The sequence below is a fragment of the Bordetella sp. N genome, assembly GCF_001433395.1.
Lineage (GTDB): Bacteria > Pseudomonadota > Gammaproteobacteria > Burkholderiales > Burkholderiaceae_B > Bordetella_C.
Window position 1 is genome coordinate 2,068,616 of record NZ_CP013111.1, and the last position, 26,504, is coordinate 2,095,119.

General features: G+C 65.3%; 27 protein-coding genes. 12 read left to right on the forward strand and 15 right to left on the reverse strand.

Annotation, left to right across the window (positions count from 1 at the left end):
- Positions 1 to 46: 46 nt before the first annotated feature.
- Both hemW and rdgB read right to left on the reverse strand, forming a co-directional pair.
- Positions 47 to 1,279 carry a radical SAM family heme chaperone HemW gene (gene hemW / locus ASB57_RS08880; protein WP_057651897.1) on the reverse strand — a complete coding sequence of 411 codons (1,233 nt, stop codon included), beginning with the start codon at positions 1,277 to 1,279 and terminating at the stop codon, positions 47 to 49.
- Positions 1,280 to 1,336: 57 nt separating this feature from the next.
- Complete coding sequence (rdgB, locus tag ASB57_RS08885) at positions 1,337 to 1,999, reverse strand: RdgB/HAM1 family non-canonical purine NTP pyrophosphatase (RefSeq protein ID WP_082621474.1); 663 nt, start codon at positions 1,997 to 1,999, stop codon at positions 1,337 to 1,339.
- A gap of 239 nt (positions 2,000 to 2,238) precedes the next feature.
- Here rdgB and ASB57_RS08890 point away from each other — a divergent pair, with 239 nt between their 5' ends.
- On the forward strand, positions 2,239 to 4,092 hold the full coding sequence (locus tag ASB57_RS08890; protein ID WP_082621475.1) for an EAL domain-containing protein: 1,854 nt from the start codon (positions 2,239 to 2,241) through the stop codon (positions 4,090 to 4,092).
- A gap of 300 nt (positions 4,093 to 4,392) precedes the next feature.
- Here ASB57_RS08890 and ASB57_RS08895 read toward each other — a convergent pair whose 3' ends face one another.
- Positions 4,393 to 6,048: a methyl-accepting chemotaxis protein gene (locus ASB57_RS08895; protein WP_197425005.1), complete on the reverse strand. Its 1,656-nt coding sequence runs from the start codon at positions 6,046 to 6,048 to the stop codon at positions 4,393 to 4,395.
- 169 nt (positions 6,049 to 6,217) lie between these two features.
- Positions 6,218 to 6,955 carry a ribonuclease PH gene (gene rph / locus ASB57_RS08900; protein ID WP_057651899.1) on the reverse strand — a complete coding sequence of 246 codons (738 nt, stop codon included), beginning with the start codon at positions 6,953 to 6,955 and terminating at the stop codon, positions 6,218 to 6,220.
- 242 nt (positions 6,956 to 7,197) lie between these two features.
- On the opposite strand from rph, the gene ASB57_RS08905 reads away from it, so the two are divergent.
- The 4 genes from ASB57_RS08905 to ASB57_RS08920 all read left to right on the forward strand — a co-directional run bounded on the left by ASB57_RS08905 (position 7,198) and on the right by ASB57_RS08920 (position 10,580).
- A complete protein-coding gene (locus tag ASB57_RS08905; protein WP_057651900.1) occupies positions 7,198 to 8,136 on the forward strand; it encodes a YicC/YloC family endoribonuclease in 939 nt (312 codons plus the stop codon).
- Between the two features lie 30 nt (positions 8,137 to 8,166).
- Positions 8,167 to 8,490, forward strand: coding sequence for a cupin domain-containing protein (locus ASB57_RS08910; protein ID WP_057651901.1), 324 nt, complete (start codon positions 8,167 to 8,169; stop codon positions 8,488 to 8,490).
- On the forward strand, positions 8,487 to 9,380 hold the full coding sequence (locus ASB57_RS08915) for a LysR family transcriptional regulator (RefSeq protein WP_057651902.1): 894 nt from the start codon (positions 8,487 to 8,489) through the stop codon (positions 9,378 to 9,380). Before ASB57_RS08910 ends, ASB57_RS08915 begins: the two co-directional genes overlap by 4 nt.
- Positions 9,381 to 9,572: 192 nt before the next feature.
- Positions 9,573 to 10,580 carry a tripartite tricarboxylate transporter substrate binding protein gene (locus ASB57_RS08920; RefSeq protein WP_057651903.1) on the forward strand — a complete coding sequence of 336 codons (1,008 nt, stop codon included), beginning with the start codon at positions 9,573 to 9,575 and terminating at the stop codon, positions 10,578 to 10,580.
- A gap of 82 nt (positions 10,581 to 10,662) precedes the next feature.
- Here the strand turns inward: ASB57_RS08920 and ASB57_RS08925 are convergent, their stop codons facing one another.
- The gene (locus ASB57_RS08925; protein ID WP_197425007.1) at positions 10,663 to 11,604 is read right to left on the reverse strand and encodes a LysR family transcriptional regulator; all 942 of its coding nucleotides are present in this window, start codon (positions 11,602 to 11,604) and stop codon (positions 10,663 to 10,665) included.
- Between the two features lie 87 nt (positions 11,605 to 11,691).
- Here ASB57_RS08925 and ASB57_RS08930 point away from each other — a divergent pair, with 87 nt between their 5' ends.
- The 3 genes from ASB57_RS08930 to ASB57_RS08940 are packed head-to-tail and all read left to right on the forward strand — an operon-like array spanning position 11,692 to position 13,480.
- Positions 11,692 to 12,270: a cytochrome b gene (locus tag ASB57_RS08930; protein ID WP_057651905.1), complete on the forward strand. Its 579-nt coding sequence runs from the start codon at positions 11,692 to 11,694 to the stop codon at positions 12,268 to 12,270.
- Between the two features lie 9 nt (positions 12,271 to 12,279).
- On the forward strand, positions 12,280 to 12,864 hold the full coding sequence (locus tag ASB57_RS08935; protein ID WP_057651906.1) for a YceI family protein: 585 nt from the start codon (positions 12,280 to 12,282) through the stop codon (positions 12,862 to 12,864).
- A gap of 25 nt (positions 12,865 to 12,889) precedes the next feature.
- Complete coding sequence (locus ASB57_RS08940; protein ID WP_057651907.1) at positions 12,890 to 13,480, forward strand: YceI family protein; 591 nt, start codon at positions 12,890 to 12,892, stop codon at positions 13,478 to 13,480.
- A gap of 70 nt (positions 13,481 to 13,550) precedes the next feature.
- On the opposite strand, the gene ASB57_RS08945 is transcribed toward ASB57_RS08940, so the two are convergent.
- Positions 13,551 to 14,003, reverse strand: a complete 453-nt coding sequence (locus ASB57_RS08945; RefSeq protein ID WP_057651908.1) for a DUF6389 family protein — start codon at positions 14,001 to 14,003, stop codon at positions 13,551 to 13,553.
- 112 nt (positions 14,004 to 14,115) lie between these two features.
- Positions 14,116 to 14,511, reverse strand: a complete 396-nt coding sequence (locus tag ASB57_RS08950) for a VOC family protein (RefSeq protein WP_057651909.1) — start codon at positions 14,509 to 14,511, stop codon at positions 14,116 to 14,118.
- Between the two features lie 186 nt (positions 14,512 to 14,697).
- On the opposite strand from ASB57_RS08950, the gene ASB57_RS08955 reads away from it, so the two are divergent.
- The 4 genes from ASB57_RS08955 (at position 14,698) to ASB57_RS08970 (ending at position 18,784) form a co-directional block, all read left to right on the forward strand.
- Positions 14,698 to 15,585 (forward strand): AraC family transcriptional regulator, encoded by an 888-nt coding sequence (locus tag ASB57_RS08955; protein WP_057651910.1) that lies wholly within the window; start codon positions 14,698 to 14,700, stop codon positions 15,583 to 15,585.
- A 70-nt stretch (positions 15,586 to 15,655) separates the two neighbouring features.
- On the forward strand, positions 15,656 to 16,168 hold the full coding sequence (locus ASB57_RS08960) for a DUF4262 domain-containing protein (protein ID WP_057651911.1): 513 nt from the start codon (positions 15,656 to 15,658) through the stop codon (positions 16,166 to 16,168).
- A 103-nt stretch (positions 16,169 to 16,271) separates the two neighbouring features.
- Complete coding sequence (locus ASB57_RS08965; RefSeq protein ID WP_057651912.1) at positions 16,272 to 17,288, forward strand: amino acid ABC transporter substrate-binding protein; 1,017 nt, start codon at positions 16,272 to 16,274, stop codon at positions 17,286 to 17,288.
- A 110-nt stretch (positions 17,289 to 17,398) separates the two neighbouring features.
- Complete coding sequence (locus tag ASB57_RS08970; RefSeq protein WP_057651913.1) at positions 17,399 to 18,784, forward strand: GntP family permease; 1,386 nt, start codon at positions 17,399 to 17,401, stop codon at positions 18,782 to 18,784.
- Between the two features lie 112 nt (positions 18,785 to 18,896).
- Here ASB57_RS08970 and ASB57_RS08975 read toward each other — a convergent pair whose 3' ends face one another.
- The 8 genes from ASB57_RS08975 to ASB57_RS09010 form a co-directional block, all read right to left on the reverse strand.
- The gene (locus ASB57_RS08975; RefSeq protein WP_057651914.1) at positions 18,897 to 19,793 is read right to left on the reverse strand and encodes a branched-chain amino acid ABC transporter permease; all 897 of its coding nucleotides are present in this window, start codon (positions 19,791 to 19,793) and stop codon (positions 18,897 to 18,899) included.
- Positions 19,794 to 19,823: 30 nt separating this feature from the next.
- A complete protein-coding gene (locus ASB57_RS08980; protein ID WP_057651915.1) occupies positions 19,824 to 20,684 on the reverse strand; it encodes a branched-chain amino acid ABC transporter permease in 861 nt (286 codons plus the stop codon).
- The gene (locus ASB57_RS08985; RefSeq protein ID WP_057651916.1) at positions 20,684 to 21,412 is read right to left on the reverse strand and encodes an ABC transporter ATP-binding protein; all 729 of its coding nucleotides are present in this window, start codon (positions 21,410 to 21,412) and stop codon (positions 20,684 to 20,686) included. Before ASB57_RS08985 ends, ASB57_RS08980 begins: the two co-directional genes overlap by 1 nt.
- Positions 21,409 to 22,224 (reverse strand): ABC transporter ATP-binding protein, encoded by an 816-nt coding sequence (locus ASB57_RS08990; RefSeq protein WP_082621476.1) that lies wholly within the window; start codon positions 22,222 to 22,224, stop codon positions 21,409 to 21,411. Before ASB57_RS08990 ends, ASB57_RS08985 begins: the two co-directional genes overlap by 4 nt.
- Positions 22,224 to 23,504 (reverse strand): ABC transporter substrate-binding protein, encoded by a 1,281-nt coding sequence (locus ASB57_RS08995; RefSeq protein WP_082621477.1) that lies wholly within the window; start codon positions 23,502 to 23,504, stop codon positions 22,224 to 22,226. The genes ASB57_RS08990 and ASB57_RS08995 overlap by 1 nt, the downstream gene beginning before the upstream one ends.
- Positions 23,501 to 24,046 (reverse strand): carboxymuconolactone decarboxylase family protein, encoded by a 546-nt coding sequence (locus ASB57_RS09000; RefSeq protein WP_057651917.1) that lies wholly within the window; start codon positions 24,044 to 24,046, stop codon positions 23,501 to 23,503. The genes ASB57_RS08995 and ASB57_RS09000 overlap by 4 nt, the downstream gene beginning before the upstream one ends.
- A gap of 1 nt (position 24,047) precedes the next feature.
- Entirely contained in the window at positions 24,048 to 25,433 is a 1,386-nt protein-coding gene (locus tag ASB57_RS09005) for an LLM class flavin-dependent oxidoreductase (protein WP_057651918.1), read from the reverse strand.
- Between the two features lie 156 nt (positions 25,434 to 25,589).
- Entirely contained in the window at positions 25,590 to 26,420 is an 831-nt protein-coding gene (locus ASB57_RS09010) for a MetQ/NlpA family ABC transporter substrate-binding protein (RefSeq protein WP_057656035.1), read from the reverse strand.
- Positions 26,421 to 26,504 lie beyond the last annotated feature (84 nt).

Below are 26,504 nucleotides of genomic sequence, written 5' to 3' on the forward strand. Positions count from 1 at the left end.
CAAAGTGGTGTCCAAAATGGTGCATAGATAGTTCCATTATGGTGCATTAACCCAGAAAGAGTTCCTGCAGGTCGTTAAGAAATGCCCAACCTTGATGCGTCGCCTTCAGGCGCATGGGATCGGGATCGAGCAAGCCGCGCTGGGTGGCCGCCTCCAATTGGTGCGCGATGACCGCCAGCGACAAGCCCGTTCTTTCGGCGAAAGACATCGTCGGGACGCCCTCTTTCAAGCGCAAGACATTGAGCATGAATTCGAAAGGCAGGTCGTCCGCCGTCACCTCCGTCGCGTCCGCGATGTGGCTGCCGTCGCGCGCCATGGCGCGCGCCATCCAGGACTCCGGCCCTTTTACGCGGGCCTGGCGCACGATACGGTCGGGAAATGACAGTTTTCCGTGCGCGCCCGGACCGATGCCCAGGTAGTCGCCGAATTCCCAGTAATTTAGGTTGTGGCGGCAGCGCGCCCCCTGGCGGGCGTAGGCCGACACCTCATAGCGCTGCAGGCCGGCAGCGGCGGCCAGGGCCTCGACCTCGTCCTGCATGGCGGCCGACGCATCGTCATCCGGCAATTGCGGCGGAAACTTGGCGAAGACCGTGTTGGGCTCCATGGTCAGGTGGTACAGCGACAGGTGCTCCGTGCCGAAGGCGATGGCCTCCCGCACGTCCTGCCTACAGGCGTCCAGGCTCTGCCCGGGCAAGGCGAACATCAGGTCCAGGTTGACGCGGGCGAAGGCGTCCTGCGCCATGGCGATGGCGGCGCGGGCCTGGTCGGCATCGTGAATGCGGCCCAGCGCGCGTAATTGCGCATCGTCGAAGGTCTGCACGCCCAGCGACAGGCGGTTGACGCCGCTGGCCGCGTAGTCCTTGAAGCGGCCAGCCTCGGCGGTGCCGGGATTGGCCTCCATGGTGATCTCGGCGTCCGGCCACAGGTTGAGACAGGCCCGCAGCATCGCCAGCAGCTCATCCATGCCGGCGGACGACAGCAGGCTGGGCGTGCCGCCGCCGATGAACACCGTGTTGACCTGGCGCCCCCAGATCAGGGGCAAGGACTGTTCAAGGTCGCTGCGCAGCGCGTCCAGGTAAGCGCGTTCCGGGAATTCGCCGGCGGGCGCCGCATGCGAATTGAAGTCGCAGTACGGGCACTTGCGCACGCACCAGGGCACGTGCACATATAGAGACAGCGGCGGCAGGCTGGTCAGGCCGGAAGACTTGCCCGACGGGTACGTGGGCGCACGGGAAGGCGCGGGAGCACCGACGCTGCGGATGGGTATGGAAATGGACATGAACGACTTGAACGGCGGCGGTAACGGCGGCGTGAATGGCGGAGATGGCGGCCGGGATCAGGCCACGCCGGGCCGCAGCTTTTCCAATAATTGGCGCAGGGCCTGGGCGCGGTGACTCAGGCGGTTCTTCTCGGCCGGATCCAGTTCGGCCGCGGTCTGCCCCTGGGGCGGCAGCAGGAAGTACGGATCGTAGCCGAATCCGTGGTCGCCGCGCGGCGCGTCGACGATTTCGCCCCACCAGATGCCCTCGCCCACCAAGGGACGCGGATCGTGTTCGGAACGGACCATCACCAGCAAGGCCACATAGCAGGCGCGCCGGTTGGACTGGCCGGCCAGGCTCTGTATCAGCAAGGCGTTGTTGGCGGCGTCGGATTTCTCGCCGCCCTGCATGCTGGCGTAGCGGGCGGAATAGACGCCGGGGGCGCCGCCCAGGGCGTCCACGCACAGGCCGGAGTCGTCCGCGATGGCCGGCAGGCCCGTCAGGCGGCTGGCGTGACGCGCCTTGGTCAGGGCGTTTTCCAGGAAAGTGCCATAGGGTTCTTCCGCGTCGGGAACGCCCAACTGCCCTTGCGGAATCAATTCCATGCCCAGCGGCGCGAACAGCGCGGAAAACTCGCGCAGCTTGCCGGCGTTGCCGGATGCCAGGACGACACGGGAAGGAAGCGCGCCGGCGACCGGCGCGGCGGACGGCGGCAGGCTGGGGGGAAAGATGGCTGTCATGGACGCAAATGTGGAGAACGTTGCTGGCAGTCTGCACAAATGAAATATCCAGACCGCCGTTCAAAGGTGGTGGTAGTGTATCGCCCGCCGTGCCGCCGGGCCTTGCCTGCCCGTGGACCGGCTATTTGCCAGGCCCGGGATGATCCTTCGCGAGTTTCTGTCGTATGTTCACACTCTGAAACGTTCACGAAACATTCCCGGCACACCATAGCGCCATTGCGCAACGAAGCATCGTCCGAATGTTTGTATCCGGTACTACCTCTCTCGCCGGCCCCGGTCCTGTTCCGGCCGCTGGCTCGCCTTCCCCTGCGCCGCGGTCCGGGCCGACCTCCCTTGGCGATATCCTGCGCGGCAAGCGCCTGACGGCGCACTTCCAGCCCGTCGTGGATTTGACCCAGGGCCGCGTCTACGGCCATGAAAGCCTGATCCGCGGACCCGCCGACACCGTCTTCCATATGCCGGAGCGCCTGTTTTCCGAGGCGCGGCGCCAGGGCGTCCATCCGCAGCTGGAGTTGGCCAGCGCCCATACGGGCCTGCAGGCCTTCCATGGCCAGGCCTCGGACACGGCGGGTTATCTGTTCGTCAATATGTCGGCGTCCGCCCTGATCCATTACTGGACCATCTGGGGCGACGAGATGGGCACCCGCATTCTTGACGGCCTGGCGCTGGAGCCCGGCCGCATCGTCATTGAACTCACCGAGCACGATCCGATCGCGCCCCACATGGCCGCCTTGTCGGAGGCCTTCGCCAGCCTGCGTGCCCAAGGCCTGCGGGTGGCGCTGGATGACTACGGCGTGGGGCACTCCAGCCTGCAGCTATGGGCCATGGTGCAGCCGGACCTGGTCAAGATCGACCGCTATTTCTTCGACGGCATCAGCAGCGACGAGCGCAAGCAGCAGCTGGTGCGGGCCGTGCTGGCCGTGGCGCAGTGCTACGGCACGCCGACCGTGGCTGAAGGCATCGAGAACGCCGAGGACCTGGCCGTCGTGCGGGACCTGGGCGTGCGCTATGCCCAGGGGTGGTTCCTGGGCCGTCCACAGGTCGAGCCCGTGCCGGACGTGCCCGACGAGGTCAAGCAGATGCTGGCGCGGCGGGCGCCGCAACGCATCGGCGCGGCCCGCAACAACAGTTCGACCGTGGCCGCGTTGCGCGTGGATGCGCCTGCCGTGTCGCACGGCCGCCACACCAATGACGACGTGCACAGGCTGTTCGGGGAGCACAAGTCGCTGCATGCCGTGGCGGTGGTGGATGACAGCAACCGCCCGGTGGGCATCATCAACCGGCGCGACTTCACGGACCGCTATTCCCAGCGCTACACGCGCGAGCTGTTCGGCCGCGACCCCTGTTCGACGTTCATGAACGGCGAGCCGGTGCTGGTGGACGCGCAGGCGTCTATCGACCAGCTGAGCCATGTGCTGATTTCGCAGGACCAGCGTTATCTGGTGGACGGTTTCATCGTGACGCGGGATGGTGGCTACGATGGCCTGGGCACGGGCGAAGCGTTGGTGCGCTCGGTCACCGAGATGCGCATCGAGGCGGCGCGCTATGCCAATCCCCTGACGTCGCTGCCGGGGAATATTCCCATCAGCCAGCACATCGGGGCCTTGCTGGAAAGCGGGGTGGAGTTCGTCACCGGCTACTGCGATTTGAACAATTTCAAGCCGTTCAATGACGTGTATGGGTATTGGCGCGGTGACGACATGATTCTGCTGTGCGCGGATATCGTGCGCGAGCATTGCGACCCGCAACGGGATTTCGTCGGCCATGTGGGCGGGGATGATTTCGTGGTGCTGATGCGGAGTCCCGACTGGCACCGGCGGCTGGAGAACATCATTACCCAGTTCGATTTGCGGGCGCGAGATCTGTACGACGATGCCGGACGTGCGTCAGGCGGCATCGAGGCGGAAGACCGCCATGGCGTGATGCGCTTCTTCCCCTTCGTCACCTTGGGGATCGGGGCCTTACGGGTGGAACCGGCTTCGTACGACCGCATCCGACCGGAGGATATTGCCTCCGCGGCGGCGCAGGTGAAGCATAAAGTGAAGCACGGGAATAGCGCGCTGGTCGTGGAGCGCTACAACGGGAATGCTTAATGGGGGGTACCCCCGTATGCCCCCTTCTTTGGGCTAGCGCCCCAGTGGCCAGGGTGGTGATCCGCCGCCGAACCCGAAGGGTTAATTAAATGGGGGGTGCCCCCATTGGCCCCCTCTTCGGGCTAACGCCCCAATGGCCACAGCTGTGGCTCGCCGCCGAGTACCGGGGCAGCCAATGGGACGCCCTCCATAATGCTTCAAGCCGGAGGTTGATGGGGGAACCCCATCAACTCTCCAAGCCGGTGGCTAATGGGGGGCCCCCCATTAAAAATTATTCTTCTGGTCATTGCCTCAGCCGCATCAGGCGGTCACCAATGCAGCCACCATCTGCGACGGGACTAAAGCCGCTCGTTCCGGGACCCAACCCGGTTCCACCACACCGTTCTCAACAACGGCCCCTTCATTGATCCGGAATACCGCCACGGCATCGAGCAGCTGCTCGGCCTGGGCCCGTAACGCGGCCGCCGACGTCGCCGTATCCTGCACCAGCGCGGCCGTTTCCTGCGTGGTCATCTCGATCCGGCTTACCGCTTCATTCACCACCTGCACGCCCTGCGCCTGAGCCGCCGCCGCGCCGGAAATCTCGCGCACGATGCCCGAAACACGATGCGCCGCGTCCTGCATGTCGCGCACGGTCTGCCCCGCCACACCCACCTGACGCACCCCGGCATCCACCCGCGCCGACGACTCCTGGATCAGATCTCGGATCTCCCGCGCCGCCACGCTGCTGCGTTGCGCCAGGCCACGCACCTCACCCGCGACCACCGCAAACCCACGCCCCTGCTCGCCCGCCCGCGCGGCCTCAACCGCCGCGTTCAGCGCAAGAATATTGGTCTGGAAGGCAATCCCGTCCACCACACCGACAATCTCCGCGATGCGGCGCGCGCTGGTGGAAATATCCCGCATCGCGTCCACCACCGACTCCACCGCCGTGCCGCCACGCTGCGCCAGTTCGGCAGCCTGCTCTGACTGCTGGCTGGCCGCCTGCGCGTTCTCCGACGTCACGTGGACCGTATCCGCCAGCTCGGACATGCTGGCCGCCGCTTCCTGCAGGGCGGCCGCCTGGCCGGCACTGCGGTCGGACATGTCGGCACAGGCCTGGGCGATGTCATGAACGCCGCCATGCATGCCCTCCACCCCGCCCCGCACGCTGGACACCGCGCCGGTCAGGCCGTCCTGCATGCGGCGCATGGCGGTATAGAGCACGCCGATCTCGTTGCTGCCGCCGGCACGCACCGCCTGCGTCAAATCACCATTGGCGATGCGGTCGAAGTGCTGCCCTGCCCGGCCCAGCGGCTTGAGCATCGCCCGGTGGAAGAAGATGCGGATGCCGATGGCCAAGGCGATTGTGATCAACGCCAGACCCAGCGCCGCATAGATGGCCATGTTCTGCGACTCGGCCACCGCGCCGACGGCGGCCGCGCCGCGTTGGCGCGCATAAGCCTGGAACGTGCTCTCCGCCTTGACGAAAGCCGCCGACGCGGGCCCCAGCACCTGGTCGCTAAGCCGGTTGACCTCGATGCCGTTCCATCCCTGGATGGCCTTGATCATGGGCTTCAGGCAACCGTCCGCCAGGTCGGCGTAGGTCTTGAGCACGGCGGCGTAGAGCGCCGTGCCGTCGGCATCGGTATAGGGAACGTCGCGCAGGCGGGCAAACGCTTTCTGCGCCTGCGCCAGCAGTTTCTCCGCGTTCGCCACTTCGCGATCGCGGTCTTCCATGCGGCCGCCTTCCATATACGTCTTGGCGTCGGTCAACGCCGCGCGGGCCTGGAAAACCGCCGTGCCCAGGTTATTCAGGTCGCCCGACCGTTCGATGTGGTCGCGGCCCAGCGTTTCGACCCAGGCGCGCGTGTCGCGCAGCATAAGGATCGCGCCGGTGCCGGCGACCGCGAACAGAAGGACGAACAGGACCAAGGCGGCCGAGAGGGCCGTGTTGATACGCAAGCGATTTTGCATGAGGAATTTGGCTGCCATGTCTCTAGGGAGTGAGACGTGAGAACCATTATCCCGGCAATATTTGGCAATTCCTTGACACAGGGGGATGGAATGCGCGGAAGTTGCCGCGCAGCCGCCCCCTATTCCCGCAATTTCCGAGATTGCCGCTGTTACCGCGTATGCCTGCCTCTCAGGCCAAGGCTTCTTTCTGCGCCTTGACCAATCCCGCGATGCCCTTTTCGGCCAGGGCCAGCAGGCTGTCCAGTTCGGCGCGATCGAAGGTGACGCCTTCCGCCGTGCCCTGCACTTCGACGAAACGGCCCGCGCCGGTCATGACCACGTTGACGTCCGCATCGCAGGCGGAGTCTTCGACATAGTCCAGGTCCAGCACCGGGCGGCCGTCGACCATGCCCACCGACACAGCGGCAACATGGTCGCGCAGGGGATTGATGGTCAGGTCGCCGCGCTTCATCAGCAAGGCGATGGCGTCGGCCGCCGCAACCCATGCGCCCGTGATGCTGGCGCAGCGGGTGCCGCCGTCGGCTTGCAGCACATCGCAATCGATGTGCAGGGTGCGCTCGCCCAGCAAGGCCATGTCGACCACGGCGCGCAGGCTGCGGCCGATCAGACGCTGGATTTCCTGGGTGCGGCCGGACTGCTTGCCACGCGCGGCCTCGCGGTCGCCGCGGGTGTGCGTGGCGCGCGGCAGCATGCCGTATTCGGCGGTCACCCAGCCCTGGCCCTTACCCTTCAGGAAAGGCGGCACTTTGTCCAGCACGCTGGCCGTGCACAGCACGTGGGTATCACCGGCCTTGACCAGCACCGAGCCCTCGGCATAGCGCGTGAAGCCACGCTCCAGGGAGAAGGCGCGCAGTTCGTCGACGGCGCGGCCCGAGGGGCGTGCGCCCGGCGTAACGGTAGTGGTCATGATGGCTCCAGTAGGGATGACTTTGGCCGGCATTGTAATGGGCCACGCTTTTGTTTTTTGCGGCGGCCCGGCCGCTGGGGGCCTCAGGGGGCGGAGCCCCCTGAAAAAGAGAATGAATTCAGCCAAAAGAACGCTCCGCGGGCGGCGCCTTCCGAGATGCCAAAGCACGCGCTCTGTTATCCTCAGGCCATGCGCCTGCCCCAGTTGGCGGCCGGCGCCAGCATCAACCCTGGATACCCAACATGATACGTAGCATGACCGCATTCGGCAGCGCCCGCGCCGATCTCGAACAAGGTTCGGTGGCGCTGGAATTCCGCAGCGTCAACAGTCGCTTTCTTGACCTGCATTTCCGTTTGCCGGATGACCTGCGCCACCTGGAATCGCCTCTGCGCGAACTGCTGACCACCAATCTGGGCCGTGGCAAGGTGGAAGTGCGCGTCAGCTATACCCGCAATGTGGATGCCGACGTGCCGCGTCTGGATCCGACCTGGCTGCAATCCCTGGCTGACCAGCTGGAAGCCGCGCGCCGCGTGCTGCCCGAGGTCGCGCCGCCGCGCCTGGCTGAACTCTTCAACTGGCCCGGCCAGCGCAATAACGACGCCATGGATCCCCAGGCCTGGGGCGCCGCCGGCCTGGAAGCCGGCCGCCAGGCCCTGGTCCAGCTGCAGGAAACGCGTGCTCGCGAAGGCGCGCGCCTGGCTGACGTCATGCGCGAGTGCGCCACCGGCATGGAAAAGATCGTCGGCGATGTCGAACAACTGCTGCCGCAATTGCTGGCCGACCATCGCGAGAAGCTGGCGACCAAGCTGCGCGAAACCGTGGAATCCGCGTTCCCGGGCGGCTTCAATCACATCAGCGGCACCGAACTGAGCGAACGCCTGGCACAGGAAGCCACCCTCTTCGCCTTGCGCATCGACGTGGCCGAAGAACTGGCGCGCCTGCGCTCGCACCTGGCCGAACTGACGCACATCCTCGGCGCCGAAGCCAGCGAGAAGACCGACAAGAACAGCAAACGCAACGCGGGCAGCGCCGGCAAGCGCCTCGATTTCCTGTTCCAGGAAATGAACCGCGAAGCCAACACCCTGGGCTCCAAGGCCGGCAACGTGGAAGTCACCCGCGCCGCCATGGACCTGAAACTGTTGATCGAACAGATGCGCGAACAGGCGCAGAACATCGAGTAACGCGGCAAGCCGGCGCCCGGGTCCATCGTCATGAATAATTCGAACAGCCCGACGAATACCCCGGCGCCCGAGACCTTCGAGCCTCTGCTGACGCGCCCGGGGCTGCTGATCGAGCGCATCGTGTCCCATGGCAATGTGACGCCGACGGACCAGCCCTATCGCCAGTCCCATGACGAATGGGTGACGGTGATCTCCGGCGCCGCCCGCCTGCTGGTGGATGGCCAGGAACACATCCTGAATCCTGGCGATCACCTGCTGATTCCCGGGGGCGTCGATCATTGGGTGACCTACACCTCCCCCACCGAGCCTACTGTCTGGCTGGCCGTGCACCTCACCGGCGCGTCGTCCCGATGAATCTCGGGCGCATCGACCTGGTCACCTTGCAACTGTTCGTCGCCGTGGCGCGGCAAGGCAGCATCTCGGCGGGTGGGCGGGAGCAGCATCTGGCGGTAGGCGCCGCCAGCAAGCGCATTTCGGATCTGGAGGCGGCGTTGGGCACGCCCCTGCTGTTTCGCAACGCTGCCGGCATTGAACTGACCGACGCGGGACAGGCCTGCCTGGCGCACGCACTACGGGTGCTGCGCGAAGTCGAGCAGTTGACGGGCACGCTGTCCGATTATGCGCACGGCGCGCGCGGGCAGGTGCGCATCGCCGCGAATACGTCATCGATCACGCAGTTCCTGCCTGAGGACCTGGCCGCGTTCATGGCGGTCCATCCCGCCATTCGCATCGACCTGGAAGAACAGAACAGTTCCGACGTGGTCGCGGCGATCCTGGAGCACCGCGCGGATATCGGCATCTTCGCCGACCGCACGCCGGCCACGGGGCTGGTCGCGTCGCCCTACCGCATGGACGAACTGGTGCTGGTCACGGCGCGCGAGCACGCCCTGGCCAAACGCCGCGACGTTTCCTTCGAGGAAACCCTGGAGTTCGACTACGTGGGCCTGCCCACCGCCACGTCCCTGGCCAGCCGGCTGCAGGAAGAAAGCGCGCGCATCCAGCGGGCCATGCGGCTGCGCATCCAGGTGCGCAGCTTCGATGCGATCTGCAGGATGGTGGCCGCGACGGGCGGCATCGGCGTGCTGCCGCGCGTGGCGGCGCAGCCCCATGCGCAGTCCATGAAACTGGTCTTGATTCCACTGCGCGACGCGTGGGCGCGCCGGGCCCTGTTGCTGGGCGTGCGCGATCCCGCGACGCTGACGCTGGCGGCGCGCCTGCTGCTGGCGCATCTACAGACGGCCTAGAGCTTTCGCGAAACGCGAAAGCCGCCTTCTCGACTCGTCCATTCCGCTACGCACCAGTCCGGCGCACACTCCCGGCACATTCTAAAAAACCCCTCAGGTCAACCCTGCGGGTTGCCCGGTCCCCCAAGGGGACGCTTTTGACTTGGGGCGGCCCGGCGTCAAAAAAAGCGCATTCCGCGCAGGAGACATGTCATGACATCCCTACCCAAGCCCAGGGCGGGCGCCTTGTTGTCCGCTGGCGCCATGCTGGCCATCACCGCGGCCGCGTGGACGGCGACCAGCACGACAGCGCAGGCGGCCGGCTATCCCGAACGTCCCATTACCCTGATCGTGTCGGCCGCGCCGGGCGGGACCACGGACATCGCCGCGCGCCTGCTGGCGCAGCCGCTGGGCCAGGCGCTGCAGCAGACGGTGGTGGTGGAAAACCGCCCCGGGGCGTCGGGAGGCATCGCGTCCCAGATGGTGGCGCGGGCCAAGGCCGACGGCTACACCTTGCTGCTGCAGTATTCGGGATACCAGGTCATCACGCCAACGCTGACGCCGAACCTGACCGCGGATCCCATCAAGGACTTCGCGCCCATCGCCAACGTCATCTCGGCGCCGCAGCTGGTGGTCGTGCGGTCGACCCTGCCCATACACACGATGAAGGAACTGGTCGACTACGCCCGGCAGAATCCCGGCAAATTGAACTACGCGTCTTCGGGCAACGGGTCACTGCAGCAGGTCTCGACGGAACTGCTCAACCAGATGGCCGGCACGCAGATCACCCATATTCCTTACAAGGGCACGGGGCCGGCGCTGGCGGACCTGCTGGGGGGATCGGTGGACATGACGATCACCACCCCGCCCCCGCTGCTGGGGCAGGTGTCCGCGGGTAAATTGAACGCCCTGGCGGTGACGGGCAAGACCCGGCTGCCCAGCCTGCCCAATGTGCCCACGGCCGCCGAGGCCGGCTATCCGCAACTGATCGTGTCGTCCTGGTTCGCGGTCTACGCGCCGGCCAAGACGCCGCCGGAGGTGGTCAAGAAGCTGGCGAGCGAAATCGAGCGCATCACCAAGACCGAGGAGTTCAAGAACAAGGCGGCGGAGCAAGGCGCCGAGGCGGACTTCATGGGCCCCGAGCAGCTGGCCGCTTATACGAAGAGCGAGCTGGAACGGTTCAAGGGCGTGATCCAGTCGGCGCATATCACGGCCAACTGAGCACTTTCAACTGAGCACGGCCGACTGAGCGCTGCCGGCCGAGCACGGCCAAAGTGAGCACAGCCAAAGCCGGTCCCGGCCCCTACATCCCGGGCACCGGCGCCGGCTGCTGCTCCAGGTCCTTCGATGCCTTACGCAGCCGTTCGATCAGCCATGCGGTCGCCGGACCGCTGGCGAAGTCGACGCGGCGGATGAGCGAAAACGGGTAGATCAGGCGGGGATGATCGGCGATAGCCAGGCGCACCAGCGTCCCGGCCGCCAGGTCCTCGGCAATGATGTGCGCGGGCATGGAACCCCACCCGAGCCCCGCGACAAGCAGCCGATGCTTGGCATCCAGATCCCCCAGCCGCCAGGTGCGCGTCGCGTAGACGTTGAAGTCGCGCCCCTGCGTCATCCTGCTGCGATCCGACAGGACCAGCTGGGTATGTTCGCGCAAGGCCGCGATCGGAATCTGCTTGTCGAACCGCGCCAGAGGATGGTCAGGCGCGGCCACCACTTCAAGCAGGATGGAACAGGCCGCGCTGGCGTCGATCTGATCGGGCCAGCGTTCATGCGGCCCGGCCATGCCGAAGCCCGCCTCGCCGTCGAGCACCAGTTTCAGCACACCGCCCAGTGCTTCCATCTTCAGATTGAGCGCCGTGGTGGGGAAATGCTCGGCGAAATCCTGCAGCACCGGCACGAGGGCCGCTGACGGATACATCACGTCCACCGCCAGGGAAACCTCGCCTTCCAGGCCCTGGGCCAGGCCCTCCGCGCGCGCGGCCAGTTCGCGCACGACCAGATCGACGCGGCGCGCGTCGGCCAGCACCGCGCGGCCGGCGTCCGTCAGTACAGGCCGCCTGCGCCCACGCTCGAACAGGGACAGGCCAAATTGCGCTTCCAGGCTGGCGATGGTGTAGCTGACCACGGACTGCGCCCGGTCGATGGCTTCCGCCGCGCCGGAAAAACTCCCGCATTCCACGACCGCCAGAAAGACCCGCAATTGGTCCAGGGTGGGCATCTTGTCCGGCATGGTATCTAACATTTGGATGATAACAATCCATTCTAAGCGATCGTTTGAATACAAGTCGTTCTATATGATGGTCACTTCAATGCAGAATCGATGTAAGCAATGACGATGTCTTCCCCAACGTTCCCGGCGTCCCCGCCGCTGCGGTACACCAGAACGGCAATGGCCTTGCACTGGCTGGTCGCGGCGCTGCTGGTGTGGGCTTTTGTGCTCGGCTGGATCATGACGGACATCCCCGGCATCACGCCGACCAAGCTGCGCTATTTCTCGTGGCATAAATGGCTGGGCGTGACCGTGCTGGTGCTGGTTGCCGTGCGCCTGATCTGGCGCGCGACGCACCGGCCGCCGGCTTTACCCGCGCAGATGCATGGCTGGGAAAAAATCGCGGCCCATGCGGGCCATGGCCTGCTCTATGTATTGATGCTGGCCATCCCCGTCAGCGGCTATTTCTACACCGCGGCCGCGGGTGTGCCGGTGGTTTACCTGGGCCTGTGGCGCCTGCCCACGATCATCGCCGCCGATCCCGCGGTGGCGAGCGTGCTCAAGCCTGTCCATATCTGGCTGAACTATGGCCTGATGGCGGCCGTGGCGGCGCACCTGCTCGCGGTGGTCAAGCATCAACTCATCGACCGTCAACGTCTGCTGCAACGGATGTTGCCCTTCGGTCGCACAACTCACTGATGGTCCATTATGTTTAAACGACTCGAAACTCGATTCAAGACCCGGTCCCTGGCGCTGATCGCCGGCGCTTCCCTGGCTCTGGGCGCCCTCGCGCCGGTGGCGCACGCCGCTGACGATGCCAAACAAAGCTCCGTGGTTGCCACGTTCAAGCAGATGAACGTGCCCGTGGACGGCACCTTCAAGACCGTCGATGCCAAGCTGCATTTCGATCCCGCGAATCTGGCGGCATCGAATGCGCGAATCACGGTGAAGGTGGCCAGCTTCGATCTGGGCAGCCCCGAATACAACAAGGAAGTCGCCGGCAAGGACTGGTTCGCCGCGCAAGAATTTCCCGAAGCGACCTTCGTATCCAAAGCGATCAAGATGGGTCCCGATGCCCGTTACGACGTCGAGGGCACCTTGACCATACGCGGCAAATCCAAGGACGTGGTGGTGCCGATGCGCTACCAGGCGGAGGGCGGCGCCCAGGTGTTCAACGGCACGCTGTCGATCAAGCGGCTCGACTATGGCATAGGCCAGGGCGACTGGACCGACACCTCGATCGTCGCCGATGACGTCCAACTCAAATTCCACATCGTTTATAGCGGCCAATAAAGGCCACCTGTTCCCAGGAGTTATCTTGAAAAAGCATTCCACCGCCGCCGGCTTGTTGGCCGCTCTGACTGTTTTCGCCGCGGGCTCGGCCATGGCCGCGCCGACGACTTACAACCTTGATCCCACCCACACCTATCCCAGCTTCGAGGCCGACCATTTCAACGGCGTCTCGGTGTGGCGCGGCAAGTTCAACAAGAGCAGCGGCACCGTGATCCTGGACCGCGCCGCCAAGACCGGCAGCGTCGACGTGACCATCGATGTCAGCTCGATCAATACCGGCAGCCCGCTGTTGGACAAGCATGCGCAGTCCGAAGAGTTCTTCGACGTCGCCAAGTTCCCGACGGCCACGTTCAAGGGCAGCAAGTTCCATTTCAAGGGCGACACCCCGGTGTCCGTCGACGGCCAGTTCACCCTGCATGGCGTGACCAAGCCGCTGACCTTGAAGCTTGACTCCTTCAAGTGCTTCGTCAACCCCATGATGAAGCGCGAAGTGTGCGGCGCCGACGCCAGCGGCCAGTTCGACCGCGCCGACTTCGGTGTCAGCTATGGCGCCAGCTACGGCTTCAAGACCTTGACCAAGCTGCACATCCAGGTCGAAGGCATCAAGGCCGACTAAGCCGCCCTCGTCCAGCACGCCAACGCCCCCGCCGGCGCGACCCCCAGGTCCGCCCGCGGGGGCGTTTTCCTTAAGCGGCTTGCGCTGGAATCAGGATCGGTTCCAGGGTGCCATAGCCCTCCTCGCCATAGATCATGACCGGCAAGGGCATGGGGCTGCGTGCCTGTAGCAGGGTTTCGACCCAGCGCATGCCGGTATCGACCACGGTGTTCTGTACGTCGAACCTTGTCACGTCGGGATCGAACAAAGGCACTTCCGGCTCGATGCCGCGCTCGGTGTAGCGGACATCGAACAGATAGCGATGGCCATCGATGGCCTTATTCAGCAGAAACAGGTCTGGCCCATCCAGGCTGGCCACGATGGAGAACGTGCCCTCGCCGTCCTGGTCCGGAAACACCACGAACTCGATCTCCCGCGCCTTGGGCGGCAAAGCGGCAAGCAGCCCGTCCAGGGTTGCATGGGCCTGCCCGGCATGCGCCTGAAGGATGGCGGTCAGCGTAACTACATATTCGTCTTGTGTCATGGCTGGAGCATAACGCGAGTCACGCACCGAACTTCTTACACCATGCAAGGCGCGTCCGACCGTGGCCCGCGATCGTTATTCGAGATGGGCATCGATACGCTCGATAAGGCCATCAATGCTGCCATTCTTTATAGACGAACTCCAGGCTGTAGCCATCGGGATCGCGAACCTGGGCAGCGTAGTAGCGCGGGTCGTAATGCAGCTGCGGGCCAGGGGAATGGATTGCCGTGGCACCCGCCGCCATCGCCGCGGCGAAAGCCGCCTGCACCTCGCGCTCGCCATCCGCGACGAAGCCTATATGCGCGGCCCGGCCTTCCACCGGCCCTTCACGCAACCAGAAGAAAACGCGACCGTTCGCGCCGAATCCATTGAGATCAGGATGCCCCGGCGGGCCCTGCCTGCCGTCGTAGTCGATGGCATGAACGATGCCTAGCGGCGCCAGCGCCGCTTCGTAAAAGGCGATCGAGCGATCGACATCGCTGACGGAGATGAATACGTGGTCGAGCATGATGCACCTTCCTTTCTCTGAATTTCGGTCACGTCATGGCTCAGCCTGCTCAGGCCGCGCTTGACGGTGTCCATGGCATCAAACGATACGTGGCCCTGTCGCCGACTGCTCACCGGATCCTCCTCAAAACTTGCCTATTTCTGCTTTTTCCTTGTCTGTCCGCAGGGGCTCTGTTAGCGTCAGCCCATGGAACAGCAACTGCGGGAACTACGAGCATTGGCGAGCGGCGCCGAAAACCGGCGCACGGAAACCGGCATTCCGCGCGTTGCCATGGTCCAGGGCGAAATTCCCGAGCACCGGCTTGCCGCCGTCTACGACCCCATGGTCAACCTGATCCTGACCGGATCCAAGACGATGACCGTCGGCGACCGCACGTTCCACTATGACCCCGCGACCTATTTCGTCATGTCCGTGGACCTGCCCGCCGTGGGTGCCGTCCACCCTGCCGCCGACGGCGCCCCCTACCTTGCGATCAGCCTGACCCTGGACCCCGCCATCGTCGCGGCCCTTATCCGCGATCTGCCGGTGGAGGTGTGCGGAGCACTGTCCGGTTCAGGTTTCTCCGTGGCACCCGTCAATACCGAGTTGCTCGACGCGTGGATCCGTATGCTCAGGCTGATGGATAAGCCCAACGAAATCCAGGTACTGGCGCCCTCTTACGAACGGGAAATCCTGTTCCGCGTGCTGCAAGGCCCCAATGGCTGGATGCTGCGCGACATCGCCTCGCCCGACACCGCGCTTTCCCGCATCGCCGTGGCCATCCACTGGATACGGCGCAATTTTTCTGAACAGATCAAGGTTGAAGCCTTGGCCGACATGGCGGCGCTAAGCGTGTCGGCCTTCCACCGCCAGTTCAAGGCGGTGACGGCATTGAGTCCCTTGCAGTATCAGAAGCGGGTCCGCCTGCTGCACGCGCGATCGCAATTGTTTTCCGGCCAAGGCAGCGCGACATCGATCGCCTTCGATGTCGGCTACGAAAGCCCTAACCAGTTCAGCCGCGAATACGCGCGCCTGTTCGGCCAGCCCCCCTCCCGGGACCTGGCGCAAGCCACCAAAGCATTCAGAGGCGATTGAGCCCAGCCAAAGCGCGTAATCCGCTTACGGTATCCTGCAAGCACCTGCCCTTACTAGGACCAACCTCCCCATGACCAAAGATTCTGATCTCGCTACCGCCCTGGATGCCCCGAAATCGGCTTTGGACGCCGACGAACAGCGTTTCGTCGAGCAGATACGGGACAAAGGCTGGTTCCACACCGGGGTGACTGCCGACGACGAAGGGCCTGGGTTCTCCTACACCACGGGGTTTTGGGTCAACCAGGGCTTTCCGGAAATCCTGGTATTCGCCCTGCGCCAGGAGACCGCCCATGCGGTGCTGCAAGGCATTTACGACGATATCGCCGCGGGCAACCCGCCGCCGGTCGGCGCCGTGACGGACAACATCTTCAAGAACGCCCCGGCGCTGCTGCTGCCCATCGCCAAATCCCATTACGCCGATTACCTGGGCTGGAACCGCTGGTTCTATGGCAATGACAGTTTCCCCTGCCTGCAATTGTTCTGGCCCGACAAAGCCGGCCTGCTGCCCGGCCAGCCAGGCGCGGACGAGGAACTGCACGCCCTGCAACCGGTCTTGATCGAGTCCGCCGACGATACGCACTGACGGCCACGGCGCCGCGCCGGGCGCGGCGCGGCTTGCACCCGGCTGAAAATTTGTTACGCTGCGGGACCCGAGACAATCCCCTGCGCGTCAGCGCGCGATAAAAATGAAAAAATTCAAGCTGCTCGCGGTGGGCGCCACCCTGGCCCTCGCCGCCGCATCCGCCCACGCCGGCGTGACTTTCGACACCGTCAAGACCAAGGGCTACGTCCAGTGCGGCGTCTCCACCGGCGTGGCAGGCTTCTCCATCGCCGACGGCAAAGGCAACTTCAAGGGCCTGGACGTGGACCTGTGCCGCGCCCTGGCCATCGCTATCTTCAATGACGTGAGCAAGGCCAAGATCACGGTGGTCAGCGCCCTGCAACGCTTCACCGCCCTGCAATCCGGCGAAGTCGACGTGCTGCCCCGCAACACGACGCTGACGATGGCACGCGACACCACCCTGGGCCTGATCGGCGTCGGGGTGAACTACTACGACAGCCAGGGCATCATGGTGAACAAGTCCCTGGGTGTGAAAAGCGCCAAGGACCTGGGCGGCGCCACGATCTGCGTTCAACCCGGCACCACCACCGAATTGAATCTGGCCGACTGGTTCCGTTCGCAGAATATCGTCTTCAAGCCGGTCGTGGTCGACACCATGGACGAGATCGTGCGCACGTTCGTCGTGGGCCGCTGCGACGCCTTCACCGGCGACAAGTCGCAACTGGCCGGCGCCCGCAGCACGCTGCAAAACCCGGAAAACTACGACATCCTGCCGGAGAACTTCTCCAAGGAACCGCTGGGCCCGATGGTGCGCCAAGGGGACGAACAGTGGTTCAACCTGGTCCGCTGGACGATGTTCGCGATGCTGGAAGCCGAGGAGTACGGCGTGACGTCCAGGAACGTCGACGACATGCTCAAGAGCACCAACCCGAACGTACAACGCCTGCTGGGCGTGACGCCAGGGATGGGCAAGAACCTGGGCGTGGACGACAAGTGGGTGTACAACATCATCAAGACCATCGGCAATTACGGCGAAAGCTTCGAGCGCAACGTGGGCCAGGGCAGCGCCCTGAAGCTGCCGCGCGGCTTGAACGCGTCGTATAAGGACGGCGGCCTGATGTACGGCTGGCCGGTGCGCTGACCGCCCGGCGCCGCCAGCGCACATAACCGCGCGGGCCCCAGGGACATTACGAAAATCCGGTCAAACGAGCGTGCTACGCTGGCACGTTTCGTTTTTCTCGGATTTTTCGCATGTCTTCGTTCGACATTGAGCTGCTGGTTACCGCGCTGGTAAGCGTGCTGGCGCTGGTGGCGCTGATTGTCTCGCGCCTTCGTTTGCATCCCCTGCTGGCTTTGCTGGTGGTATGCGTCGGCGTGGGCTTCGCCACCGGCATGGCGCCGGAGGCCATCGTCAAGAACATCATCGACGGCGCGGGCAAGACGCTGGGCGCGGTGGGCCTGGTGATCGCGCTGGGCGCGATGCTGGGCAAGATCCTGGCCGACGCCGGGACGACCGAGCGGGTGGCGAACGCCATTTTGCGCCACACGCCGCAGCGGCTGATTCCCTGGGCCATGACCTTGGTGGCTTTCATCATCGGCATCCCCATGTTCTTCGAAGTCGGCCTGGTGGTGATGCTGCCGCTGATCTTCAGCGTGGCGCGCAAACTGGAAGGGCAAGCGACGTTCAAGGGCTCGGCTTATGTGTATGTGGGCGTGCCGGTGATCTCGGCGCTGGCCGCCATGCACGGCATGGTGCCTCCGCACCCCGGCCCGCTTACCGCCATCGCATCGCTGAAGACGACCGTGGGTCCGACGATGCTGTACGGCTTCATTGCCGCGATTCCCGCGATGATCCTGGGCGGACCGCTGTACGGCAATTTCATCGCGCCGCGCATGACGACGCGTCCCGATCAATCGCTGGTCGATCACTTCACCGCCAGCAAGGCGGCCGATGACCAGAACGCGCCGGGCGCGGGACTGGGGATACTGGCGGCGCTGTTGCCCGCCCTGCTGATGCTGGTGCACGCGCTGGCCGAGGTCTTGCTGCCGAAGGGCTCGACCGTGCTGCATGTGGCGGCGTTCCTGGGTAACCCGGTCATCGCGATGCTGCTGGGTGTGTTGTTCGCGTCCGTGGCATTGGTGCTGGTGCGTGGCGGCGATGCGGAGAAGCTGCGCGACGCCTTGGCCGGCAGCCTCAAGCCCATTACGGGCATCGTCATGATCATCGCTGGCGGCGGTGCGTTCCAGCAGATTCTGACCAGCGCGAAAGTGGGCGATGCCATCGTGCATCTGACGCAGCAGTTCGCCTTGCCGCCGCTGGTGCTGGGCTGGCTGATCGCGATGCTGCTGTCGGTGTCGACCGGGTCCGCCACCGTCGGCATCGTCGGCGCCGCGGGATTGCTGGCGCCGCTGGCGGGCGCGGATCCCAACCTGAATCTGTCGCTGTTGGCGTTGTCGGTGGGCTGCGGATCACTGTTTTTCAACTATGCGAATCATGCCGGATTCTGGATGGTCAAGGAATCCTTCGGCATGACCATGGGGGAAGCGACGCGCACCATTACGGTGGTGCAGTCTATCGTGTCGTTCGCGGGCTTGTTGATGGTGCTGTTGTTTGACGCGCTGCCGCGGCTGGGGTGATTAGCAGGCCCTGCAAAGGGGCCGCTGCGCGGCGGCTGCGCTAAGCGCGCGATTTTTGTAGGGGGCTCCGCCCCCTACTGCCCCCTCCGGGTATAACCGGCAAGCCGGTACGCTAGTCGCCCGGGGCCTCAGGCCTCGGCCCTGCCGTGAACCGCCACGGGCGGAACCAGCCTTGGGGCCGGAAGATGAGAACCGCGATCAGGATCGCGCCGATCAGCATCAGGCGTAACGCGGCCAGTTGCGTGGCGGACAGGAACGGTACGTAGTCGTCCAGGAAACGCGTAGCCTCCAGCAGCAGCACCACGGTGAACGCGCTGGCCAGCACGCCGACATGGCTGCCCCGGCCACCCAAGATCACGGCCATGAAGGCATACGCGGTGATGATGGGCCCGAACTGGGTCGGATCGATGTACTGGTAGTAATAGGCATGCAAAGCCCCGGCGACCCCCACCGCCGCCCCGCCCAGCGCGAACAGGCGCACCCGAAACGCCAACACGTTCTTGCCCAAGGTCGCCGCGACCACAGGATCATCCCGCAAGCCACGCGCGCTGCGCCCGAACGGTGATCGCGTCACCCGCTGGAACACCACGAACACCACACCCAGCAACACCAGGCACAAGATAAGAAACCCGGCATTCCCCGCCACCGGCCGGGCAATGCCAGGAATCCCCAGGCTGCCGCGCGTCCAGTCCTGCTCGTGGATCACCACCAGCTTCAGGCACTCCGCGAATCCCAAGGTCACGATCGCCAGATAGTCCTGTGCCAGCCGCAAGGACACCAGGCTCACCAACGCACTGAGCGCCGCCGTTCCAGCCGCCGCCGCGCCCAGGGCCAGCCACGGATCGACACCAGCATGCACCAGTATCCCCGCCACGTACGCACCCAGCATGTAGAAACCGAACAGGCCGAAGTTGACCATCCCCGTCAGCCCCCATTGCAGGCTCAGGGACAAGGCCGCGATGCCGGCGATCGCCACCAGCGTCAGTATGGAAATCAAATAGCTGATCATCGGATCACCCCAGCTCAACAGAAACGGCGCTCATCGGGTAATCCACCGCGCGCCCAACACACCGGCGGGCCGCCACAGCAGGCAGGCACTCATCACCGCGAACGCCACCACCATGCGGTAATGCGAGGGCAGCCACGCGGTCGACACTTCGCTGACCACGCCCAGCGCCACGGCGCCGAACACCGCGGCCATCGGATTCGCCAGCCCCCCGACAATCGCCGCCGCGAAAACCGGCAGCAGATAATTCCACCCCATCAAAGGATCGATCCCCGTATCCAGTCCCACCAGCACACCGGCCAGAGCGCTCAATGCCCCCGCCAGCAGCCATGTGCAGGCGATCACCCCGTCGCGCGACACACCCCGCACCGCCGCCAGGCTGGCGTTATCCGCCACCGCCCGCATCGCCCGGCCCAGACGCGTATGGCGAAACACCAGCCAGACGGCCAGCAGCGCGCCTAAAGTCACCAGTACCGTCGTGCCCGTGCCCTGCCCTATGCGCAGGCCCGCCCACCGCAAGGGCCGGCTCGGTGTCACGGCAAAACCCAGACTGGTATTGCCCGCGACAAAGCGCACCGCGTTCTCCAAAAAGAACGACACCCCCATGGACGCCACCAGCAGGGTCACGCTGGACCGCCCGCGCAGGGGCCGATACACCAGCCGATCAACGCCCACCGCCAACACTCCGGTCAACACGGCACTCGCCGCCGCCGCGGCCCACAGGGGCCAGCCAAGCAGGACATTGAAGGCATAGGCCAGATAGCCGCCCACGGTCAACATCGCCCCGATGGCGAAGTTGGCAAAGCGCAGCACGCTGAACACCAGGGACAAAGCCAGCGCCGGCAAAGCCACCAGCAGACCCGTGAGCACACCGTTGAACAATAATTGCCCCATCAGGCGCCTCCCAGGTACATCTGCTTGAATCCCGGCAAGGCCAGCAGTTCATCCGCGGGCGCCACGGCGCGGATGCGGCCGGCCGCCAGCACCGCCGCGTGGTCGGCCACGCTCAAACCCAGCTCGACGTTCTGCTCGATCATCAACAGCGTCACCCCCGTCGCGCGGATCCGGCTGATGCCGGCGAACAGCAACGCGGCATTGCGCGGCGACAAGCCCGCCGACGGCTCATCCAGCACCAGCAAGGCCGGCCCCTGCATCAACGCCGCGGCCATGGCGGCCATCTGCCGCTGGCCCCCGCTCAGCAAACCCGCGGGCGCGTCCAGCTTCGGCAGCAGTTCCGGAAACAGGCTCAGCACGTCGTCGAGACGACGCCGGGCCTGCGCCCGCGCCGCGTGGCCGCGATGCAAGAACTCCCACCCCAGCCGCAAGTTGTCGCGCACGGTCAGGTTGCGGAAGACGTTGTGCTCCTGCGGGACATAGGCCAACCCGGCACGCGCCCGGGCCGGCGCGTCCAGACGGCCGATGTCACGCCCGCCCAGCAGCAAGGTGCCGGCGCTGGCGCGCAGCAGGCCGACGATGGTCTTCATCAACGTGGACTTGCCGGCTCCGTTGGGGCCGACGATGGTCAGCGCGCCGCCCGCCGGCACTGCCAGATCCACGCCATGCAGAATGGCCGCGTGGCCGTAGCCCGCATGGACGGCATCCAGATGCAAGGACACGCTCATGCGACCTGCCCCAGATAGGCGCGCATCACGCGCTCATCGGCCGTGACTTCGTCGAACGTGCCCGTCGTCAGCAAGGCGCCGTCCGCCAGCACGCAGACGCGGTCGCATAGCGACGCGACGAAATCCATATTGTGTTCCACCACCACGAAAGCCGTGCCTTCGGCCTTCAGGCCAAGAATGAATTCGGCCAGCACTTCGACCAGCCCCGGCGCGACGCCGGCGGCGGGTTCATCGAGCAGCACCAGACGCGGCGACAGCATCAACGCGCGCGCCAGTTCCAGAAGCTTTTTCTGCCCGCCGGACAACTCGCCGGCCAGCCGATCCGCCAGCGGCGCCAGCCGGACCCGCGTCAGCAACGCCCACGCCCGTTCGCGCAAGGCGGCTTCGGCGTCACGCACCTTGCCGGGCGTGAACAACACCCGCCACAGCGCATCGCCGGGATGGCCCGGGGACGCCAGCAGCAGGTTTTCCATCACGGTAAGGCTGTCCAGCTCGCGAGCGATCTGGAAACTGCGCGCCAGGCCTTCATGCGCGCGCCGATGCAAAGGCGCACGGGTCACGTCACGGCCATCCCAGCGCACCCTGCCCGCCTGGGGCGTGCGCGCGCCCGCCAACACATCGAACAAGGTCGACTTGCCCGCGCCGTTGGGACCGACGATGCCGGTGATGCCGCGCGCGCCGAACGCCAGGCTGACACCATCCAGCGCACGCACGCCGCCAAAGGTGACCACCACATCGTCCACTTCAAGCAGCGCCGCGCGCGTGGTATCGGCAACCGCGCCGCCGCGCGCCGCAAGCAATCCCTCAGCCATCAATGCAGCACTTCCAGCAGCTTGTTGCGCCCCTGGTCGATAAGGAAGTGGCCATATGCCCGGTTGACCTGGTCGCCGGCCGGCGTGAAGGTGAACTGCGACCCCGCGCCGCTATAGGCCACGGCCTGTTTGGCGCGGATGGCCTTGAGCCCGTCGACGGGGTTCTCGACCTTGCCGCCATTGCCATTCACCACCTGGGGAATGTGCGCCGCATACACCGCCGGATCCGCGCTGCCCGCCTGCTCGATGGCCAGCGCCAGCACGGCAATCTGGTCCCACACATTGGACGGGAAGATGGCGATGGACTTGGGATCGGTGCCGGTCGCCTGCGCGAAGGTCCGATAGGCGGTCGAATCGAGCGGCGGAATCGACTGGATGTGATGGATGCCCTGCGCCACTTCCGCCCCGACGTTCTTGATGAATGCGCCCTCGGCATCCGCGGCCGAAGAGTTGGCGTAGACCGTGGACGTAAAGCCGGCGCGGAAGATCTCGCGGGCCACCGCCGACAGATCCGGCAGATAGCTGGGGATGAACACGGCATCCGGTTCACGCGAGAACACTTTCTCGACCTCGGCCCGATAGGACGCCTGGCCCGGGTTGTAATAGACCACGTCCAGAATCTGCCCGCCGTCCTTCTTGAAGGCTTCGGCGAAAGGATTGGCCAGGCTCAGGGTGAACGGCGTCTGCAAGGCCAGCACCGACGCCTTCTTGCCGCCGGCCTTGTGTATGGCGCGGGCGAACACCGGGCCCCAATCGGAACCGCGTGACTGGAAGCGATAGACCAGGCCCTTGTTGTCGCCCTGGGTCACCTCGTCGCCCGATCCGCTCACCAGCAAGGGAACACCCCGTTCCAGGCTCAACGGCTTGACGGCCATGGCCACGGCGCTGCTCCAGACACCGGTAATCGCGGCGACCTTGGACACGTCCAGGAACTTGCGCGTGGCGGCAACGCCGGCGGTGGGATTGCTCTCATCGTCGGCGATGACCACTTCCAGGGACCGTCCGCCCAGCAGGCCACCGGCTTTTTCATTGATGTAGGCCGCGGCCTTCTGCGCCGCATTGGCCATGCCCTGGCCGTAAGGACCGCCGCCGCCCGTCAGGGGCGCCAGCAAACCGATGCGGATGGGCTCCTTGCTGCCTTGCGCCCAGGCGGGGATGGCCGCGCCGGCCAGGCCCGCGCCGGTCAGGGCCAGAAAATGGCGCCGTGAAATCCCGCCCGTGCGGGAAACAGAACCCGAAACGGCAGCGGACGCGCCGGACAAAGCGAAATTTTTCTTCATGATGCATGCACCGCGGTACTGTCCTCGCCGATCTGCAAGGCCTGGTTGAAACGATTGAAAAAGCCGCACAAGGCGATGCGCAGGGTCAGCTCCACCACCTGTGCCTCGCTGAACGCCGCGCGCAAGCGCTCGAACAAGGCGTCCGGCACCCGCTGCGGCTGCCGCGTGACGGTAATCGCGTACTCCACGACCACCTTGTCCAGGTCCGTCAGCTCCGGATGATCGGCATAGTCCAGCAGACGCAGCGCGCCAGCCTCCGAGATGCCTTCCACCGCCAGCTTGGGCGCATGGTTGCCGACGCAGTAATGGCATTCGTTCAGCAGCGACACCACCACGATGGATAGCTCGATGTAGCGATACGGCACGGCTTCACGTTGCTTCAGCTCGGCCAGCAGCCCGAACAGGTGCCGCGCGGCGGGCTCCACCTGGGCCAGGACGCCGAACTGGTCGGCGAAGACGCGGCCGTTCTGGGTATAGCCGTCGAACAGGCGGCGCAAATCCGCCGGCAATGCGTCCGGTGCGATTTCAGTGATACGGGGCATGTCAATGTCCAGCGCCAGGCGCTGCCTTGTAGGAAAGAGGAATACGAGTACCGGGATGATCCGGCGCAAGATGCGGGCCGGCGCCCAGCAGCTTTTCGCGCCAGGTCCCTTCCGCGTAGGAAGTCTTGTAGGCGCCGCGCCGCTGCAATTCGGGCACCAGATAGCGGACGATGTCGGCATACGTCCGCGGCGATTCCGCGCACGCCAGGTTGAAGCCGTCCAGCCCGGTTTCGTCGACCCAATGCTGCAAGGCATCCGCGACTTCTTCGGCCGAGCCCGCGATCACCGGCCCGCGGCCACCCACCGCCACATAATCCAGGGCATCGCCCACCGTCCAGCGTCGCGCCGGATCGAGCTTGCTGAAGGAAGCCAGGGCCGACTGGCCCGCGTCGGTATCGACGTACTCCAAGGCGTCATCGCGCCCGTAGCGCGACAGGTCGATGCCCGTCCAACCCGACAGCAGCGCCGCCGCGCCATCGCGATCGGCCTGCTCCAGATAGGCCGCCAGGCGCTCACGCGCAGCCTGCGGCGTGGCATCGACAATGACGGTGAACATCGCGAACGTACGCACGCTGTCCGGCGCGCGGCCCGCCAGCCGCAAGGCGTCGTGCAGCGCGCTGACGGACTTGCGCACGCCCGCCAGGGTCGGCGCCGCCAGGAATACGCACTCCGCATGTCGGGCCGCGAAAGCCACGCCCCGCGTGGAACCGCCGGCCTGGAACAGCACCGGCGTGCGTTGGGGCGACGGCTCGCTCTGGAAAATACCGTCGGTGGAAAAATGCCGCCCTTCGTAATGCACGGGCCGGATCCTGGCGGGGTCGGCGTAGACGGCGCCTGCCTGCACGGCATCCGCGTCCCAACTCTTTTCCCAGAGCTGATAGCAGATGTCCAGGAACTCTTCGGCATGGTCGTAGCGTGCATCATGGGCGCGCAAGGCCTGCTGGCCCATATTGCGCGCACCACTGGCCAGATAGGACGTGACGATGTTCCAGGCCACGCGTCCTTGCGTCAGATGATCGAGGGTGGTGAAGCGGCGCGCCAGCAGATACGGCTGCTCGTAGGTCGCCGACGCCGTCACCCCGAAGCCCAGATGCCGCGTCGCCGCGGACATCAGGGGAATCAGGGGAAAGGGATCGTTCATCGGCGCCTGCGCGCCCGCGCGCAGCGCGGCATCGGCATTGCCGCCGTGGACGTCGTACACGCCCAGGGTGTCGCCAAGGAACAGGCCGTCGAAACCGCCCTCTTCCAGCAACACCGCCAGGTCACGCCAGTAGGCGGGATCCAGGTAGGCGCGCGGCACGGCGCCGGGGGCGCGCCACTGGCCAGGGGCCAGGTGCCCTCCCACCGTATTCATCAGGAAAGCATTCAGGCGTATTTCTTTCGGCATGAAACCACGTGCGGACTGCGTAAGCCGGCAACAGTGGCCAGCGGAACCAGCAGTCTATGCGTGCTCAGCCTTATCCCGAACGACCGATGCTTCATGTCCATATGACGACGGGCTATGACGGCCTGCCGCCGCCCCACACATGGGTCATTTACGCGATCACCTGGCCTCCAGCGCGCGCTGGTAGTCCGTCTTGACGAAGCCCTGGAAAGACTTGTTCGTCACGTCGAGGAACTCACGCGACTTGTACGCGGCGATGATGTCCTGCACGAAGGGTTTCTGCAGATCCGCGCTACGCACCGCCACCAGGTTCTGGTAGGTCGGCGTCGTGTCTTCCAGCGCCAGCGCCGACGTCAGCTTCAGACCCGAGGCCAGGGCGAAGTTGCCGTTGATGAAGGAGAAATCCGTATCGTCCAGGGACCGCGGCAACTGCGCCGCTTCCAATGGCACCAGCTTGATGTGCTTGATGTTGTCGGCGATGTCCTTCTCCGACACCGTGATGGGATCGGTGTTCGGCTTGACGGTGATCCACTTCAGCTGCTGCAGCACCACCAGGGCGCGCGCAAGATTGGTCGGATCGTTGGGCACCGCCACCGTCACGCCATCGGGCGCGGTCTTCACGTCCTTGTACTTCTTGCTGTAGATGGCGATGGGCGCGGTCGGCACCTTGATGGCTTCCGTCAGCTCCAGCTTGTTCTTGCTGGCGAAGTTGCGCAGATAGACTTCATGCTGGAACACGTTGGCGTCCAGGGCGCCTTGCGCCAGCGCGAAGTTCGGCTGCACGTAATCGTTGAACTCGACGATCTTAACCGTGTAGCCCTGCTTTTCCAGGATGGGCTTGATGCCCAGCTTGATCTGGTCGCTATAGGGTCCGGCGGTGGCGCCGAACACGAGCTCCTTCTTCGCGGGATCGGCGGCGTGTGCCAGGGGGGCCACCAGGCTGGCCGCGACGGCAACGGTCAACGCCAGGCGTTGCATAAAGACTCGCATGAACATGCTCCAGGAAGAGATGGCCGTCGCCGGCCGAAAATTCGGCGCCCGCCGCCAGGCGTCCTCGCGTGAGCCTTGGGCAGC

Coding starts and splice junctions, on each gene's coding strand:
- hemW (WP_057651897.1), bottom strand. CDS start 1,279: ATGTCCATTTCCATACCCATCCGCAGCGTCGGTGCTCCCGCGCCTTCC.
- rdgB (WP_082621474.1), bottom strand. CDS start 1,999: ATGACAGCCATCTTTCCCCCCAGCCTGCCGCCGTCCGCCGCGCCGGTC.
- ASB57_RS08890 (WP_082621475.1), top strand. CDS start 2,239: ATGTTTGTATCCGGTACTACCTCTCTCGCCGGCCCCGGTCCTGTTCCG.
- ASB57_RS08895 (WP_197425005.1), bottom strand. CDS start 6,048: ATGCAAAATCGCTTGCGTATCAACACGGCCCTCTCGGCCGCCTTGGTC.
- rph (WP_057651899.1), bottom strand. CDS start 6,955: ATGACCACTACCGTTACGCCGGGCGCACGCCCCTCGGGCCGCGCCGTC.
- ASB57_RS08905 (WP_057651900.1), top strand. CDS start 7,198: ATGATACGTAGCATGACCGCATTCGGCAGCGCCCGCGCCGATCTCGAA.
- ASB57_RS08910 (WP_057651901.1), top strand. CDS start 8,167: ATGAATAATTCGAACAGCCCGACGAATACCCCGGCGCCCGAGACCTTC.
- ASB57_RS08915 (WP_057651902.1), top strand. CDS start 8,487: ATGAATCTCGGGCGCATCGACCTGGTCACCTTGCAACTGTTCGTCGCC.
- ASB57_RS08920 (WP_057651903.1), top strand. CDS start 9,573: ATGACATCCCTACCCAAGCCCAGGGCGGGCGCCTTGTTGTCCGCTGGC.
- ASB57_RS08925 (WP_197425007.1), bottom strand. CDS start 11,604: ATGTTAGATACCATGCCGGACAAGATGCCCACCCTGGACCAATTGCGG.
- ASB57_RS08930 (WP_057651905.1), top strand. CDS start 11,692: ATGACGATGTCTTCCCCAACGTTCCCGGCGTCCCCGCCGCTGCGGTAC.
- ASB57_RS08935 (WP_057651906.1), top strand. CDS start 12,280: ATGTTTAAACGACTCGAAACTCGATTCAAGACCCGGTCCCTGGCGCTG.
- ASB57_RS08945 (WP_057651908.1), bottom strand. CDS start 14,003: ATGACACAAGACGAATATGTAGTTACGCTGACCGCCATCCTTCAGGCG.
- ASB57_RS08950 (WP_057651909.1), bottom strand. CDS start 14,511: ATGCTCGACCACGTATTCATCTCCGTCAGCGATGTCGATCGCTCGATC.
- ASB57_RS08955 (WP_057651910.1), top strand. CDS start 14,698: ATGGAACAGCAACTGCGGGAACTACGAGCATTGGCGAGCGGCGCCGAA.
- ASB57_RS08960 (WP_057651911.1), top strand. CDS start 15,656: ATGACCAAAGATTCTGATCTCGCTACCGCCCTGGATGCCCCGAAATCG.
- ASB57_RS08965 (WP_057651912.1), top strand. CDS start 16,272: ATGAAAAAATTCAAGCTGCTCGCGGTGGGCGCCACCCTGGCCCTCGCC.
- ASB57_RS08970 (WP_057651913.1), top strand. CDS start 17,399: ATGTCTTCGTTCGACATTGAGCTGCTGGTTACCGCGCTGGTAAGCGTG.
- ASB57_RS08975 (WP_057651914.1), bottom strand. CDS start 19,793: ATGATCAGCTATTTGATTTCCATACTGACGCTGGTGGCGATCGCCGGC.
- ASB57_RS08980 (WP_057651915.1), bottom strand. CDS start 20,684: ATGGGGCAATTATTGTTCAACGGTGTGCTCACGGGTCTGCTGGTGGCT.
- ASB57_RS08985 (WP_057651916.1), bottom strand. CDS start 21,412: ATGAGCGTGTCCTTGCATCTGGATGCCGTCCATGCGGGCTACGGCCAC.
- ASB57_RS08990 (WP_082621476.1), bottom strand. CDS start 22,224: ATGGCTGAGGGATTGCTTGCGGCGCGCGGCGGCGCGGTTGCCGATACC.
- ASB57_RS08995 (WP_082621477.1), bottom strand. CDS start 23,504: ATGAAGAAAAATTTCGCTTTGTCCGGCGCGTCCGCTGCCGTTTCGGGT.
- ASB57_RS09000 (WP_057651917.1), bottom strand. CDS start 24,046: ATGCCCCGTATCACTGAAATCGCACCGGACGCATTGCCGGCGGATTTG.
- ASB57_RS09005 (WP_057651918.1), bottom strand. CDS start 25,433: ATGCCGAAAGAAATACGCCTGAATGCTTTCCTGATGAATACGGTGGGA.
- ASB57_RS09010 (WP_057656035.1), bottom strand. CDS start 26,420: ATGCGAGTCTTTATGCAACGCCTGGCGTTGACCGTTGCCGTCGCGGCC.